Origin of the sequence: Gordonia sp. 852002-50816_SCH5313054-c (genome assembly GCF_001665925.1) — a bacterium.
In the GTDB taxonomy this organism is placed as follows: domain Bacteria; phylum Actinomycetota; class Actinomycetes; order Mycobacteriales; family Mycobacteriaceae; genus Gordonia; species Gordonia jacobaea.
Window position 1 is genome coordinate 283,786 of the sequence record NZ_LZTE01000034.1, and the last position, 15,032, is coordinate 298,817.

Consider the following 15,032-nt stretch of genomic DNA (forward strand, 5'->3'; position numbering starts at 1 on the left):
CCTGTTCGTCGAATTGTCCCGCATCCACACCACTCGTGACCAATCGGTGCCGCTCGTCGAGCGTCCGCGTGACGCATCTGTGTTGTTCTTGCAGCGGATCCTTGTGTGTTAGCGAATCTTTGTGTGTTCAACAACCGCGCCCACCTCTCGATTCCCCGACATGATCTGGAGACCGTCGGAGTGTCGTGACCGGTGCCTCGGCCTTGCGGTGGCACAGTCGAAGTTCGTGGGTGTACGCAGTGTCGGTGTGGTGATGGGGTTGGCCGCGGCTTTTCTCGTGGCGTCGTGTTCGGTCGAAGGTGATGCGACGCAGAACACTGCCGATCTCTCCTCGCGATCGGTCACCGCAGCCGATTTCCCGGTTTCGGGTGCTACCCGCGTTCCGCAGAACTCCGTCGCATACGCGATCGGCGACCTCATCGGCCGACCAGCCAACTCGCCCTACGATCCACCCGCGTGTCAGCCCGCGGCGGTCGGCTCCGACGGAGCCGTCGTCTATCTGGGAATCGTCGAAGCCGACCGTGCGTCCTTCACCTCCGCCGTCGTCGGAGTCGATGACGCGTTGAGCACGGTGGTCGATCAGGCGCGTGCGTGTCCTCGAGCGACCACCGGCAACGCGACGACGGCGACGAGCAAGGTGCAGACAAGGGTGTCCGACGCCCCCGAACATCCTGCCGGGGTCGATACCGCTGCCGTCCTGCGGACTGTCGAGACCGGTGGCGACCAGGCGCCGCTCTTGGCGCGCACGATGACCTACATCGGACAGCAGGGCACGGTGCGCGTGTACTGCCAATACCGGTGGCCATCAGCGGGTGACATCAGTTCCGAGGCGAAGGGTCAGCTCGGAGCTCTGTTCGAGAAGGCGTTGCGGGCGGCTTTCGGTTCGTGAGTTTGTGCACCCGTCCGAGGGTGTGCACAACGTCGGTCATCGGAGCTTCTCGCGGGTTCGGGCGTCTCCGGGTGAACCCAAGATGTTCGACATGTCACTTCGAAACGATTCGTCGAACGGGCCGATCCGGACCGTCTCCGCGCTGCTCACCGCTATCCCTGGCTTCTTCGGGTTCATTCCCGAGCGCTCGCTCGTGCTCCTGGCACTCGCGCCGGACGGACGCACGGTCCAGGCGTCCGTACGGCTCGATCTCGACCTTGCCCCCGACGGCTCACCGGCGCGGCCGATGCTCAACGAGATCGACAATCTGGCGCGAATATTTCAGGGCTACGGCAGCGCCGACCTCATCGCGGTCATCGGTGATGACCGCTTCGAACTTGATACCCGCACGTATGAGCAGATTCTGTCGAAAGTCGATCGGCGGATGCGACTGTGCGGAGGCATTGGTCGCGGCTACGTGTGCAGTCGCTTCGCCGAGGGGGAGCCGTGGACGCAGATCTGGGAGCACGGCGCTGCGCTGTCGGCGCAGTCGTTGAGGCACTGCGGGGTGCTCACCGACCCTCGGATCTCGCCGACCGCGGTGTCCGGTGCCGTGCATTCAGGGCGCTTCCTCATGGCGAACCGCGCGGAGATCGCAGCGATGCTCGCTCCGACGCCTCATTGCGACGACGGCTCCTGCAGCACCATCGCCGACGACGGCCGCTTCGATGACGAACCACCACAGGAACTCCTGGTAGCGATCTACGAGGCGGTCGTGATGGAGTCCGACTACTACTCGTGCGAGCGGGTTGCCGAACTCGAACGCGCGATCTGCGACGTTCGGGTTCGCGATGCGGCCCTGGCATTCGCGGTCACAGATCTTCGCTCAGGTGCCGAGATGTTGTGGCGTGAACTGACCCGACGGTTGACCGGTACCGGACGAGCCAGCGCTGCAACACTCCTCGCGCATCTGCACTACATCGCAGGTGAGGGGAGTTTCGCAGGTGTGGCGCTCGACGTCGCGCGCGACGCCGACTGCAACTGGAAGCTCGCACAACTCCTCGACCACTCGCTGCGCAACGGATTACGTCCGGACAACCTGTGGCACCTCATCGGTGACTCGTACGACGCGGCAGCGGAGCTCGGCCTGGTCTTGCCGCACGCAACCCTGCGCGATGCGGGTTGACGTGTTGCTCCGAATTGTGTTGTCGCTCAGACCTTTTCGACGAACAGCGAGTGGGCCATCTCCGGAGACAGTGTCAGTCCGGCGTGTCCTGGCGTGCTGATCTCCACCTTCTGCGGCGTGCAGGTCACTGTCACGCGTGCGTTCGGGACGACGCCCGCCTCGCGCAGCGCCGCGATCAGCTCTGTATCCGACTGCGCGTGCTCGGAGAGTCGACGCACGATCACCGCAACCGCCTCACCCTGCGGGAGGTCGGACAGGCGAGCGGCCTCACCGGTGGACGTCGTCGTCTCGACGCCGAGCTCTTCCAGGCCGGGTATCGGGTTGCCATATGGCGAGGTCGTCGGGTTGTCGAGCACGGCGAGGAGACGGCGCTCGACGTTCTCGCTCATGACATGCTCCCAACGGCACGCTTCCTCGTGGACCTCGTCCCAGGGCATGCCGATCACGTCGACGAGCAGCCGCTCGGCGAGACGATGCTTGCGCATCACGGCGACCGCGAGGGCGCGACCCTTGTCGGTCAGCTCGAGGTGCCGGTCGCCCGCGACGCGCAACAGTCCGTCACGTTCCATACGCGCGACTGTCTGAGACACAGTCGGTCCGCTCTGCTCGAGTCGTTCGGCGATGCGTGCGCGCAGTGGGACGATTCCCTCTTCTTCGAGGTCGTAGATCGTCCGGAGGTACATCTCGGTGGTATCAACCAGATCGTTCACTTGAGCCAGTCCCTTCCGTCTTTACAAGAGTACCTTGACCTGCGTTCGAGACTGCCTCGTCACATGCCGAACGCGTCCGGCCCGCGCGGCGAGGCACTAGCCTTGGTCGTGTGCGTAGTGCGTGGAGACATCAATGAGCGCGGCAGTGATCTGGAGCGAGGAGTTCCTCTCGTATCGCTGGGCACACACCCACCCGATGAATCCCGTGCGCTTGGCGCTGACGATGACGCTCGCGCAGAGCCTCGGAGTGCTCGACGATGTCGACGTCGCCGAACCACTTGCGATCGGCGATGATGCGCTGACCGTCGTCCACAGTCAGGACTACATCGACGCGGTGCGTGCTGTCGGATCGGGGACGGCGTCGCTGTCGGGACCGCTTCTCGAGCGTCTGTTCGGTCTCGGCGACTCCGACAATCCGGTGTTCGACGGAATGCACGAGGCGGCACGGCTGTTGGTCGGCGGAACGTTGGCGGCGGCGCAGGCGGTCGGTTCCGGGGCGGTGCGTCGAGCAGTCAATATCGGCGGCGGGATGCACCACGCGATGCGGTCGCGGGCTGCCGGATTCTGCATCTACAACGACTGCGCGGTGGCCATTCACTGGCTGCTCGAGAACGGCTTCGACCGCATCGCCTACATCGACATCGACGCGCACCACGGTGACGGCGTGCAGGTGGCGTTCGCGTCCGACCCGCGCGTGATGACGGTGTCGCTGCACCAGCATCCGGCGACGTTGTGGCCGGGAACGGGCTGGCCGACCGAGGTCGGCGACGACGGCGCGGAGGGTTCCGCGGTCAACATCGCCCTGATGCCCGACACGCAGGACCGGTTGTGGCTGCGCGCCTTCCATGCGGTCGTTCCGTCGCTGATCGCCGAGTTCAAGCCACAGATCATCATCAGCCAGTGCGGCGCCGACAGCCATCGCGCCGATCCGTTGACCGACCTGTCGCTGACCGTCGACGGGCAGCGCGCCGCGATGATCGCGATGCGCGACCTGGCCGAGAAGTATTGCGACGGTAGGTGGATCGCGGTCGGCGGAGGCGGCTACGGCGTGGTGAACGTCGTCCCGCGTAGTTGGTCGCACCTGCTCGGGGTCGTCCTCGATCGTGACGTTGACGTAACGACCCCGATCAACGAATCGTGGTGCGCCACAGCCGAACAGATCGCAACGCAGGTGCATTCGGAGTACTCGCAGGCGCCCGTGCATGTGATGGGCGACGATGGCGACGTCGACTTCGTCGAATGGGATGGCGACACGGGGCAGGAACCACCGCCCGGCATCGACGAGAGCGCCCAACGACAAACCGATCGCGCCATCATGGCCACTCGCCGTGCCGTGTATCCGCTACACGGACTCGACCCGGAGGACCCCCGTGACTGATTCCCCCGCGACTGACACCCCAGCCGCTGGTACCCCGGCCACTGATTCCCCAGCCGCTGGTACCCCAGCGACGGATTCAGCCGTGCAGACCGCTCCCCGGGACGATCACGCGGAGGGTGAGCGCCCGCGCGGTCCGTGGGATTACCCCCGACACTGGATCGCCGATGTCCTCGCGTCCGACGGCGGCGTGGTGCATCTGCGTCCGATCGTCCCCGACGACGCCGACCGCGTCGTCCGATTCCACTCGGGTTTGTCCGAACGCACCAGGTACATGCGCTACTTCGGTCCGACGCCGACGCTTCCGCCGCGCGAGGTCGCGCGCATGACCACGGTCGATCACCGCAACCGGGTTGCGATCGTCGCAGTGCTCGGTGGGGAGATCATTGCGATCGGCATCTACGAGGGCCTCGCCGCCGACGGCAAGCCCGAATCTGCCGAGGTCGCCTTCGTCGTCGCCGACGAACACCAGGGCCGAGGCCTCGGGCCGATTCTGCTCGAACATCTCGCCGGTGCCGCTGCCGAGAACGGATTCACCCGCTTCGAGGCCGAGGTGCTCAGCGAGAATCCCAACATGGTCGCCGTCTTCCGTGACGCCGGCTACCAGATCTCGCGCGCATTCGACGGCTCGACGGTGCACGTCGAGTTCACGATCGATCCCACCGAGGCGATGCTCTCGGTGCGCAACGACCGTGAGCGCGCCTCCGAGGCGCGCAGCGTCGCCAACCTGTTGCGACCGGCGTCCGTTGCCGTGATCGGGGCGTCGACCGATCCCAAAAAGGTGGGAAACGCACTGCTGGCCAACATCATTGCGGCCGGATTCACCGGACCGGTCTTCCCGGTCAATGGTTCCGACCGTGACGGTGAACCCGACGATGAGCAGGGCGGATCGGCTCACGACGCGGCGCGCGCCGGGGCGACGCGCCAACCACAGCGACGCCATCGCGGCCCGGCGCGGGCGCCCCGCGTGCGGCCGCCGTCGGTCAGGGGAATCCGCGCGTACCCGACGGTGCGCGACATTCCCGATCCGGTCGATCTCGCGGTGGTCGCGGTGCCCGCGGCGAGCGTCGACGAGGTGCTCGACGACTGCATGGTCAAGGGCGTGCGCGCGCTGGTGATCGTGTCGTCGGGATTCGGCGAAAGCGGTGAGGCGGGCCTGGAGAGCGAACATCGCCTCGTCCAGCAGGTTCGTGAGCACGGCATGCGCCTGGTCGGGCCGAATGCTCTCGGCGTCGCGAACAATGACCCGTCGATTGCGCTGAATGCCACTCTCGCGCCGCGTATCCCGCCACTTGGACGTGTCGGATTCTTCTGTCAGTCCGGTGCGCTCGGCATCGCGATCCTCGACACGGCCGCACATCGCCAGATCGGGTTGTCGACCTTTGTCTCGGCGGGCAACCGTGCCGACGTCTCGGGCAACGACCTGCTGCAGTACTGGGATTCCGACGCCGCTACCGACGTCGTGCTGCTGTATCTCGAGAGTTTCGGTAATCCGCGCAAGTTCTCGCGCATCGCTCGCAGAGTGTCGCGGTCCAAGCCGATCGTCGCGGTCAAATCGGGCAAGGGTGCGATGAGTCCGGTGCGTGCCGCACGGACGGCTGCGGCGAGCCTCGACGATCGCATCGCCCAGATGATGCTCGAGCAAGCGGGCGTCATCCAGGTCGACACCATTCCCGAATTGTTCGACTGCGCATCACTTTTCGCGTATCAACCGCTGCCTCGCGGTCCGCGGACCCGCATCATCGGCAACTCGTCGGTGCTCGGCAGTCTTGCCGCCGACACCGCGCGGTCGGGCGGTCTCGAAGTCGAGTCGACCATCGATCTCGGCGCAGGAGCCTCGGAGGACGAGTTCGAGGCCTCCGTCGCGCAGGCCATGGCCGATCCGGGCGTCGACAGCGTGATCGTCGTCTTCGTGCCACCGGTCGCCGTCGACCTCGACTGGCACGCACGCGCCCTGATCGCGGGCGCGAACACACCGGACGCCGACGCCGACAAACCGATCGTGACCACCTTCCTCGCCGTCGAGGGCATCCCGCCCGGCCTGATGAGGCCAGGACCGTCGGGGCTGCCGGCGCGCGGCTCGATTCCGTCGTATTCGTCCCCCGAACGTGCAGCGGCCGCGCTGGCACGGGCATGGCAGTACGCGCGGTGGTGTGCACGACCGGAGGTCCCCGTCGAAAGACCCGACGGGATCGACCCCGAGGCTGCGAGGACATGGGTGCGCGAAGCAATGTGGGGACTTCCCGACGACGATTCGGACGACGATCCGGGCGTCGATACTGGTGTCGATTCGGACGACTCCACGGTCGGCGGCGCCGATCCGGTGACGGTCCTCGACGACGTCGACTCCGCCCGCCTGCTCGAGTGGTACGGAGTCGAGGTGGTGCCCTTCCGCGAGGTCTCGACGATGCACGAGGCGTCGGCCGCAGCGCGTGACCTGGGATTCCCTGTCGCAGTGAAAGCAACGTCACCGGCGTGGCGCGGCCGACTCGACCGTGAGGGCGCACGTCTGGATCTGCCCGACGCCACCGCCGTGGTGACCGCGTTCGCCGAGATCTCGGAGCTGACCGGCGACAACGTGCTCCACGTGCAGAAGATGGCACCCAAAGGTGTCGGCACCATGGTCCGCATGCGCGACGACCCGTCGTTCGGGCCGTTGATTTCCTTCGGATTGTCGGGCAGGACGTTCGAGCTACTCGGCGACGACGGGTACCGCGCGATCCCGATCAACGCGCTCGACGCCGACGAACTCATCGACGAGCCACGATCGGCCCCACTGCTCTACGGATATCGGGGAGAGGCCCCGGTCAACAGAGAAGCGTTGGTCGACCTACTGATCCGCATCTCGACGATGGCAGACGACATCCCGGAGATTCGCGAGATCGTCGTCGATCCCGTGCTGTGTTCGCCGGAGGGCGCCGCAATCCTCAACGCCCGCATACGAATCGGCCCGGTGCCCACCAAGGCGGACACCGGACCGAGACGATTGAGCTGATTGAGTTGGCGGGAGCGGGTCAGCTCGCGTAGGCGCGCAGGCGCTCGGCGCGCTCGCCCTGACGGAGCTTGCCCATCACCTCACGCTCGATCTGACGGACGCGCTCGCGCGAGAGCCCGAACATGCGGCCGATCTGGTCGAGTGTGCGCGGCTGTCCGTCGTCGAGGCCGTAGCGCATACGGATCACCTGCTGCTCACGCTCGTCGAGCGTTGCGAGCACCGCGCGGACGTCGGTGTGCATGAGTCCGGCGATGACGGCGCTCTCCGCGGAGGTCGCCTCGGCGTCTTCGATGAAGTCGCCCAGTGGTGCCTCTTCGTCGCTGCCGACCGGCATGTCGAGGCTCACCGGATCGCGGCTGTGGTCGAGCAGATCTGCGATCTTCTCTGCGGGGATGCCCGATTCGTTGGCGAGCTCGTCGTCGGTGGCCTCGCGTCCGAGCTGCTGATGCAGCTCACGCTTGATGCGGGCCAACTTGTTGACCTGCTCGACCAGGTGGACAGGCAGACGGATGGTGCGGCTCTGGTCTGCCATGCCTCGGGTGATGGCCTGGCGAATCCACCAGGTCGCGTACGTCGAGAACTTGAAGCCCTTCGCGTAGTCGAACTTCTCCATCGCGCGGATCAGACCGAGGTTGCCCTCCTGGATGAGGTCGAGAAGCGGCATTCCGCGGCCCGTGTAGCGCTTGGCCAGCGAGACGACGAGGCGCAGGTTGGCCTCGAGGAGGTGGGAGCGTGCTGCCTCGCCTTCGCGAATGACGATCGTGAGATCACGCTTCTTTGCCGCGGACAGCCGCTTGCGGGTCGCCAGAACGTGCTTGGCGTAGAGACCTGCTTCGATCTGCTTGGCGAGCTCGACCTCCTGCTCTGCGTTGAGCAGGGCTGTGCGGCCGATGCCGTTGAGGTAGACACGGACCAGATCTGCCGCAGGTGACTGTGCGTCGAGATCCTGTTCCGTCATCGCCGGACGCGAGGGGGTGGTGTCGCCAGAAGCGACGGTGGATGTGGAGCGTGTGACGGTGGAGCGTGACATCTGGCCTCCTAATCGAGTGCGTTCATAGGGTGCAACGACATGCACTCCTCGAAAGTTCCCCGGGGGCTGATTCGGGCTACTGGCTCCTGACCTGCATAAACACTCATTAAGGGATGTCGAACCGACTGAGAATCGGCTGAGATCTACGCGCGGTCGGTCTGTACGGACGCGGTAGATCGATCCGGAAGCGTCAGTGGGGATGTCGGTCGTCGGCGACCGTGGAGTCGATGACATTCGACTCGCCGCCGAGGGCCTGCGGGCCAACGACGTGGTGGTCGGGACCGTATTTGTACTGGGCAACCTCTCCGCGCTTGCGAGGCGGCCGGTCGTTGGCGATCAGTACGGCGACCCAGGGGAGTGGGATCGACAGTGCGACGATGCCGAGCGCCCACCAGCCCGATCCCGTCATGCTGTAGACGATGCCCGCGATGATCAGCGCGGGAACACGAAACGACATGAGCGTCAGATATTTCCGTACGCGTGTCCGGTGCTGCTCGTCGAGGGACTCCTGCGCGTCGGTGATGAGGAAGGCCTCGGGCGACACGTGATCGCGGCGTGGCCCCTCAGCGCCAACCATGACTGCGCTTCGTTCCGTCGAATCCCATGTCTCCACTGTTCCACTTTCAGTTCCTGATTGCACCGATGGGGCAACCGTGGTGTGACGCGCTCGGGCGTGTCAGGGGCCGCGATGGTGGGCCTGGTCGTCGCGCGTGGCGGGTCACCGTGTCGGAATCGGCCCGTGAGGAGCACAATAGAGCGCATGGCTACCGAAACTATCGAGCGGCCCGACCTCGACGAATGGTCGGACACCAAAACCGATGAGCGGCCCGACGCCGATGCGACCGATCGGGGAGACGACGACAGACCCAAGTTCTTCCATTACGTCAAAAAGGACAAGATCGCCGAGAGCGCTGTCATGGGCAATCACGTGGTTGCCTTGTGCGGCGAGACCTTCCCGGTGACGCGCTCGGCCAAGCCGGGTTCGCCCGTCTGCCCCAAGTGCAAGAAGATCTACAGTCGGATGCGCAAGGAGTGACCCTCCCCGCCTCAGCCACCGCCGCCCGCTAGCGACTCTCGCCGGGCGGCGGTTGCCGTTGAGCTCCCGATTCGCGGTCTGGGGGCTGTTGAGGGCCCTTGCGGATCGGTCCGGTGGCCAGCCGCTCGGGAATCGCCTTGATGTGGCCGGTGAAGTCGGAGGTCTGTTCGTGTACCCAGTGTCGGACGTGCGCGGTGGCGGGCGGTTTGGCGGGCCAGAGTGATTGGACCGCTGCGTTGAACTCGGCGCCGATCACGATCGCGAAGCCGAGGAAGAACGTGAAGAGCAGGAAGGCGATCGGCGTCGCCAGTGCGCCGTAGGTGTATCCGGCGCGTGTGATCGCGGCGAGGTAGATGCGCAGAACATAGCTGGCGATCCAGAAGAAGACCCCGGCGACCACCGCGCCTCCGACGAGCCTGTGCCAGGGCAACGGATTGGGCAGAGCCAGGTGGTAGAGCGTCGTGAGGACCCCGAGTAGCAGCAGCGCGACGAACGGGAAGTATCCGAAGTCGATCAGCGCGCTCACTCCTCGGTCCCAGGAGTCGGGAACGATCTCGTGCAGGTAGTTCGGGCCGAGTGCGACCAGCGGCAGCAGGAACACCGACACGACGAGGAAGCACACGTACAGCAGGAGCGCGAAGATCCGCTGCCAGACCGGGTTGCGCACCTCGTGCTGGTCGTGCGCCCGAACGATCGACGCGACGAAACACGACACCGCCGACGAACCGGCCCACAGCGACAGGATGAAGCCCACCGAGATGACGCCGACCCGCCCGCGGCCGAGGACGTTGTCGACGGTGGGGGTGATGAGGTCGTTCACGACGTTCGTCGAGAAGGTGCGCTCGGCGAAGCTGATGATCCGCGACGAGATCACCTCGACGGTGTCGGGACCGAACCACCCGGCGATATAACCGACGCTGCCCAGGAGCCCGAGGAGCAGCGGAGGTAGCGACAACGCTTGCCAGAATGCCGCCTGCGCGGCCCAGCCGACGATCCCGTCGTCCCAGGCCTTCTTGATCGTGCGCCAGACAACCCGATGCAGATTGGGCAGCACAGGAGGCCCGGGCGACGACGGCTGGTGCTCCTGCGGATCGTCGGTTCCCGTCGATGCGGTGCCGTCTTTCGTCGATCCGGTGTCGTCGGGCTCATGTGTCGGCGCAGCGCGCCTCGGAGCGTCGGGAGAATCGAGCGGCTGGCGTTCGTCTCCCAGCGGAAGATCCATCGACACCGGCGCAGGCCGACGAGGTGTTCTGCGCACGCGTTCTCCGAGAGCCGGCGACGGGGCGGCGTCGTCGGTCATCGGAACAGGGTTGCGGCGTGTCGTGGCTATGGGTCCAGCATCCCTGATCGGCGCAGGTTACGTGCGACACACCCCTTGCCGCGTGTCACAAAGCCCATCACCCGGCTCACCTCGACGGCCGTGTCTGGCGAAAGGCGCGTCGGCGCGAGCCGCTAAGATCGGAAGGTCCCCTCGGATGAGTGAATGTGTTCCGGCACGGTCCATCTGGCCGAGGGGTTGTTTCTTGCCTTCGCGCCGTCGGGAGCTTTGTTTACGTGACTTCTGCCCAATCGCCCGCAACGCCCGCCGGTCCGCCGCTACGCGCCTGGCAGCGTCGAGCGCTCACGAAGTACCTCGCGACCCGGCCGACCGACTTCCTCGCGGTGGCGACGCCAGGTGCGGGAAAGACGACGTTCGGACTTCGGGTCGCGCGGGAACTGCTCGACGATCGCACGATCGAACAGGTCACCGTCGTCACCCCGACCGAACACCTCAAGCATCAGTGGGCGCAGGCCGCCGCGCGCGTCGGCATCGCCCTCGACTCCCGCTTCCGCAACTCCGACGGTCAGACCAGCTCGGACTACAACGGTGTCGCCCTGACGTATGCGCAGGTGGCCGCGCACCCGTCGCGCCACCGGGTGCGCACCGAGAATCGTCGAACACTCGTGATCCTCGACGAGATCCATCACGGTGGCGACGCGAAGTCGTGGGGCGACGCGATCCGTGAGGCGTTCTCCGACGCCGTGCGGAGGTTGTCGCTGACAGGAACACCGTTCCGCTCCGACGACTCACCCATCCCGTTCGTCACGTACGAGCCGGAAGGGGCGGGAGTGCTCCGATCGCGTGCCGACCACACCTACGGCTACGCGGACGCACTCGCCGACGGCGTCGTGCGCCCGGTCGTGTTCCTTGCGTATTCCGGGCAGGCGAGTTGGCGCACGTCGGCGGGCGAGGAGTACACCGCCCGACTCGGTGAGCCGCTGTCCGCCGAGCAGGCCGCGCGGGCCTGGCGAACCGCACTCGACGCGCACGGTGACTGGATTCCGTCAGTCCTGCAGGCTGCCCACACACGGTTGGGCCAATTGCGTGCGGCGGGCGTTCCGGACGCCGGAGGACTCGTCATCGCCACCGATCAGACCGTCGCCCGCGACTACGCCGAACTGCTCGAGTCGATCACCGGCCGCAAACCCGTCCTCGTCCTCTCCGACGATCCGAAGTCGACGTCGCGCATTTCGCAGTTCGCCGAATCCGACGATGAGTGGATGATCGCGGTCCGCATGGTGTCCGAGGGCGTCGACGTTCCGCGTCTCGCGGTCGGCGTGTATGCGACGAGTGCGTCGACCCCACTGTTCTTTGCGCAGGCGATCGGGCGCTTCGTGCGCTCGAGACGCCCGGGCGAGACCGCGAGCGTGTTCTTGCCTTCCGTGCCCGTGTTGTTGAATCTGGCGAGCCAGATGGAAGCCGAGCGCGACCACGTGCTCGGCAAACCGCATCGCGACAGCGACGGTCTCGACGACGCCCTGCTGATCGATGCCAACAAGCAGAAGGACGAGCCGGGCGAGGACGAGAAGAGCTTCCAATCGCTGCATGCCGACGCCGAGCTCGACCAGGTGATCTTCGACGGCTCGTCGTTCGGAACGGCGACGTTCGCAGGCAGCGACGAGGAATCGGACTACCTGGGCCTTCCCGGGCTGCTCGACGCCGACCAGGTGCGCGCACTGCTCCGGAAGAAGCAGGCCGACCAGGTGGCACAGCGCTCGACGGTCACGCAGATCGTGCCCGCTGCAGATAAGGTGCCGACGCAGCCCGCGACGGGGGAGAACCTCCACGCGCTGCGCAAGGAACTCAACGGACTGGTCGCGATGCACCACCATCGCACCGGTAAGCCGCACGGCATGGTGCACAACGAACTACGCAGCAAACTCGGCGGCCCGCCGACGGCCATGGCGACGGCCGACCAGCTCCGCGAGCGCATCAAGGCGCTGCGCGCGTGGCGGTGACGTGGGCAGCGAAACCTGAATAAGCAGAACGCCCCGGCCACATCCGAGTGGTCGGGGCGTTCGCTACGTGTATCGGTCTCTAGACCAGCTCTCCCGCAGACTCTTCGACGGTGGCACTGAGCTCGACGAGTCGGGCTTCGTGCTCGTTGAAGTGGTGGCGGCAGAAGAGAAGCTCGCCGCCCTTGGGCAGGACGGCACGAACCTTTGCGGCTGCGCCGCAGCGATCACAGCGATCGGCAGCGGTGAGCGGTATGGAGATCGGGGTTGTGGTGGCGATGTCAGACATTTTCCTCCGTCCCGGTCCGGCGCCGGTGTGGTCGCCTTCCCTTCAGAGCCAACGCATCCGGACGATGCGTCAACCTCACTGTGTCAGACGTTTGGGGGCTCCGTATTGTTCCGTCGGTTTCCCGGGTGTGTCGTCACTCACCGTTTACATCGGTTCCCCGAGGTGCAACACAACTACACGACCCCGTTACGCGCGAGGCGATCTGGCTCACATTTCGATAGTGGTGAGACCTCTGGTGGCTATGGTGCTGCAGTGACGTCACCAACCGACGAGCCGACCGTCGAACGCCTCATCCATCTGATGTCGAGTGCGGACTGGGACGCAGCCCGACACGAATCGGAACTACGGCCGCCGTCGCTGGCCGACGTCGGGTTCATTCACCTCTCGACCCCGCAACAGGTGCACCTGCCGGCAAACAGGTTCTACTCCGGTGAGGAGGACCTGCTCGCACTACACGTCGAGCCGGCACGCCTCGACGCCGAGATCCGCTGGGAGCCCGGCGTCGACGACGATCCTGAATCGATGCTGTTCCCGCACCTCTACGGCCCACTACCGCTGAGCGCGGTGGTCGACGTCACGCCCTATCCGCGTGGCGAAGACGGCAGGTTCGCGCCGTTTGACGGGCCAAGTGCCTGAACCCAGTGACGACGGTTAGTCGAGGTAGTCGCGAAGCACCTGAGAGCGGCTCGGGTGGCGAAGCTTCGACATGGTCTTCGACTCGATCTGACGGATGCGCTCACGCGTCACGCCGTAGACCTGGCCGATCTCGTCGAGTGTGCGCGGCTGACCGTCGGTGAGTCCGAAGCGGAGCCGGACAACGCCTGCCTCGCGCTCGGACAGCGTCTCGAGAACCGACTGCAGCTGGTCCTGGAGCAGAGTGAAGCTGACCGCGTCGACCGCGACCACGGCTTCGGAGTCCTCGATGAAGTCGCCGAGCTGTGAATCGCCCTCGTCGCCGATCGTCTGGTCGAGCGAAATCGGCTCACGCGCGTACTGCTGGATCTCCAGCACCTTCTCGGGCGTGATGTCCATTTCCTTCGCGAGCTCTTCAGGAGTCGGCTCACGGCCGAGGTCCTGGAGCAGTTCACGCTGGATGCGACCGAGCTTGTTGATGACCTCGACCATGTGCACCGGGATACGGATGGTGCGGGCCTGATCGGCCATCGCGCGGGTGATCGCCTGACGGATCCACCAGGTGGCATACGTCGAGAACTTGTAACCCTTGGTGTAGTCGAACTTCTCGACAGCGCGGATCAGACCGAGGTTGCCCTCCTGGATCAGGTCCAGGAAAGCCATGCCGCGGCCGGTGTAGCGCTTGGCGAGTGAGACGACGAGGCGGAGGTTTGCCTCGAGGAGGTGATTCTTGGCGCGGTTGCCGTCGCGGGAGATCCAGTTCAGGTCGCGCTTCTGTGCGGTCGAGATCTTCTCGCCGGACTCCATGATCCGGCGTAGACGCTCGGTGGCGTACAGGCCCGCTTCGATGCGCTTGGCGAGTTCGACTTCCTCTTCTGCGTTGAGGAGAGCGACCTTGCCGATCTGCTTGAGGTAGGCACGAACCGAGTCGGCGGACGCGGTGAGCTCTGCGTCTTTACGGGCCTGACGAAGAGCCTCTGACTCTTCCTCGTCCCAGACGAAGTCTCCCGCGGTCTTCGCGTCGGCGTCCTTGGACGCCTTGTCGGCGGGCGGCGCGACCGGGGGAGTGGCTCCGGCGGTCGTCTTGGCCGGAGTCTCCGGCTCCTCGGCGTCGTCATCGTCGGCCGAATCCTCGGCCTCATCTTCGACGTCGATATCCTCGTCGTCGATCTCGACGTCCTCTTCGAGTTCCGCGTCGGGACCGTCGATGTCGTCGATCGAGCCGCCGTCGAGTTCTTCCTCGGCGTTGGCTTCTTCTGCCCCGTCGGCAGGACTCGCGGCCTTCTTGGCCGCCTCCTTCGGAGCGGCTTTCTTGGCCGCCTTCTTGGCGGGGGCCTTGCGAGCTGTGGCCTTCTTGGCCGCCTTCTTGGCGGTCTTCTTAGCCGTCGCCTTTTCTGCAGCCGGGGCCGACGTCGTCGTCGAATCCTCGGCTTCGGCGTCGCTCTGGCGGGTCTGGGTGGCTGCCACGTACAACCTTTCCGAACACAATCTGGCACGCTGATTCACAGCGGAAAACCGCTGCGGATCGGGCTGGTTTCTCGGTGCATCGTCACCGGTGGAAACCATTGTAACGACAACATCACTCCGAATGTGACAAATGCCAGGTCAGACAGGTTGTCGCAGCATCGGTTACG

13 protein-coding genes are annotated in these 15,032 nt (G+C 65.7%); 7 read left to right on the top strand and 6 right to left on the bottom strand.

What is annotated here, in order from left to right:
- Positions 1-226 precede the first annotated feature (226 nt).
- Together A5788_RS07340 and A5788_RS07345 are read left to right on the top strand one after the other, a co-directional pair.
- Complete coding sequence (locus tag A5788_RS07340; RefSeq protein WP_197494642.1) at positions 227-889, top strand: hypothetical protein; 663 nt, start codon at positions 227-229, stop codon at positions 887-889.
- A gap of 91 nt (positions 890-980) precedes the next feature.
- Positions 981-2,054, top strand: coding sequence for a DUF4192 domain-containing protein (locus A5788_RS07345; protein WP_064870873.1), 1,074 nt, complete (start codon positions 981-983; stop codon positions 2,052-2,054).
- A gap of 26 nt (positions 2,055-2,080) precedes the next feature.
- On the opposite strand, the gene A5788_RS07350 is transcribed toward A5788_RS07345, so the two are convergent.
- The gene (locus A5788_RS07350; protein ID WP_049697181.1) at positions 2,081-2,764 is read right to left on the bottom strand and encodes a metal-dependent transcriptional regulator; all 684 of its coding nucleotides are present in this window, start codon (positions 2,762-2,764) and stop codon (positions 2,081-2,083) included.
- A 133-nt stretch (positions 2,765-2,897) separates the two neighbouring features.
- On the opposite strand from A5788_RS07350, the gene A5788_RS07355 reads away from it, so the two are divergent.
- Together A5788_RS07355 and A5788_RS07360 are read left to right on the top strand one after the other, a co-directional pair.
- Positions 2,898-4,142, top strand: a complete 1,245-nt coding sequence (locus A5788_RS07355; protein ID WP_064870836.1) for an acetoin utilization protein AcuC — start codon at positions 2,898-2,900, stop codon at positions 4,140-4,142.
- An 82-nt stretch (positions 4,143-4,224) separates the two neighbouring features.
- Complete coding sequence (locus tag A5788_RS07360) at positions 4,225-7,134, top strand: bifunctional acetate--CoA ligase family protein/GNAT family N-acetyltransferase (RefSeq protein WP_064870835.1); 2,910 nt, start codon at positions 4,225-4,227, stop codon at positions 7,132-7,134.
- A 19-nt stretch (positions 7,135-7,153) separates the two neighbouring features.
- On the opposite strand, the gene A5788_RS07365 is transcribed toward A5788_RS07360, so the two are convergent.
- A complete protein-coding gene (locus A5788_RS07365) occupies positions 7,154-8,164 on the bottom strand; it encodes a sigma-70 family RNA polymerase sigma factor (protein ID WP_049697184.1) in 1,011 nt (336 codons plus the stop codon).
- A 190-nt stretch (positions 8,165-8,354) separates the two neighbouring features.
- Positions 8,355-8,741 (bottom strand): DUF3099 domain-containing protein, encoded by a 387-nt coding sequence (locus A5788_RS07370; RefSeq protein ID WP_049697185.1) that lies wholly within the window; start codon positions 8,739-8,741, stop codon positions 8,355-8,357.
- A 183-nt stretch (positions 8,742-8,924) separates the two neighbouring features.
- On the opposite strand from A5788_RS07370, the gene A5788_RS07375 reads away from it, so the two are divergent.
- Positions 8,925-9,200 carry a DUF3039 domain-containing protein gene (locus A5788_RS07375; protein WP_049697486.1) on the top strand — a complete coding sequence of 92 codons (276 nt, stop codon included), beginning with the start codon at positions 8,925-8,927 and terminating at the stop codon, positions 9,198-9,200.
- Between the two features lie 28 nt (positions 9,201-9,228).
- On the opposite strand, the gene A5788_RS07380 is transcribed toward A5788_RS07375, so the two are convergent.
- On the bottom strand, positions 9,229-10,422 hold the full coding sequence (locus A5788_RS07380; RefSeq protein WP_064870872.1) for a YihY/virulence factor BrkB family protein: 1,194 nt from the start codon (positions 10,420-10,422) through the stop codon (positions 9,229-9,231).
- Positions 10,423-10,754: 332 nt separating this feature from the next.
- On the opposite strand from A5788_RS07380, the gene A5788_RS07385 reads away from it, so the two are divergent.
- Positions 10,755-12,479: a DEAD/DEAH box helicase gene (locus tag A5788_RS07385; RefSeq protein ID WP_064870834.1), complete on the top strand. Its 1,725-nt coding sequence runs from the start codon at positions 10,755-10,757 to the stop codon at positions 12,477-12,479.
- Between the two features lie 79 nt (positions 12,480-12,558).
- On the opposite strand, the gene A5788_RS07390 is transcribed toward A5788_RS07385, so the two are convergent.
- Entirely contained in the window at positions 12,559-12,765 is a 207-nt protein-coding gene (locus A5788_RS07390) for a DUF7455 domain-containing protein (RefSeq protein ID WP_005173003.1), read from the bottom strand.
- A gap of 300 nt (positions 12,766-13,065) precedes the next feature.
- On the opposite strand from A5788_RS07390, the gene A5788_RS07395 reads away from it, so the two are divergent.
- Complete coding sequence (locus A5788_RS07395; protein ID WP_064870871.1) at positions 13,066-13,401, top strand: DUF952 domain-containing protein; 336 nt, start codon at positions 13,066-13,068, stop codon at positions 13,399-13,401.
- Positions 13,402-13,416: 15 nt separating this feature from the next.
- Here the strand turns inward: A5788_RS07395 and A5788_RS07400 are convergent, their stop codons facing one another.
- The gene (locus A5788_RS07400) at positions 13,417-14,865 is read right to left on the bottom strand and encodes an RNA polymerase sigma factor (protein ID WP_064870870.1); all 1,449 of its coding nucleotides are present in this window, start codon (positions 14,863-14,865) and stop codon (positions 13,417-13,419) included.
- Positions 14,866-15,032 lie beyond the last annotated feature (167 nt).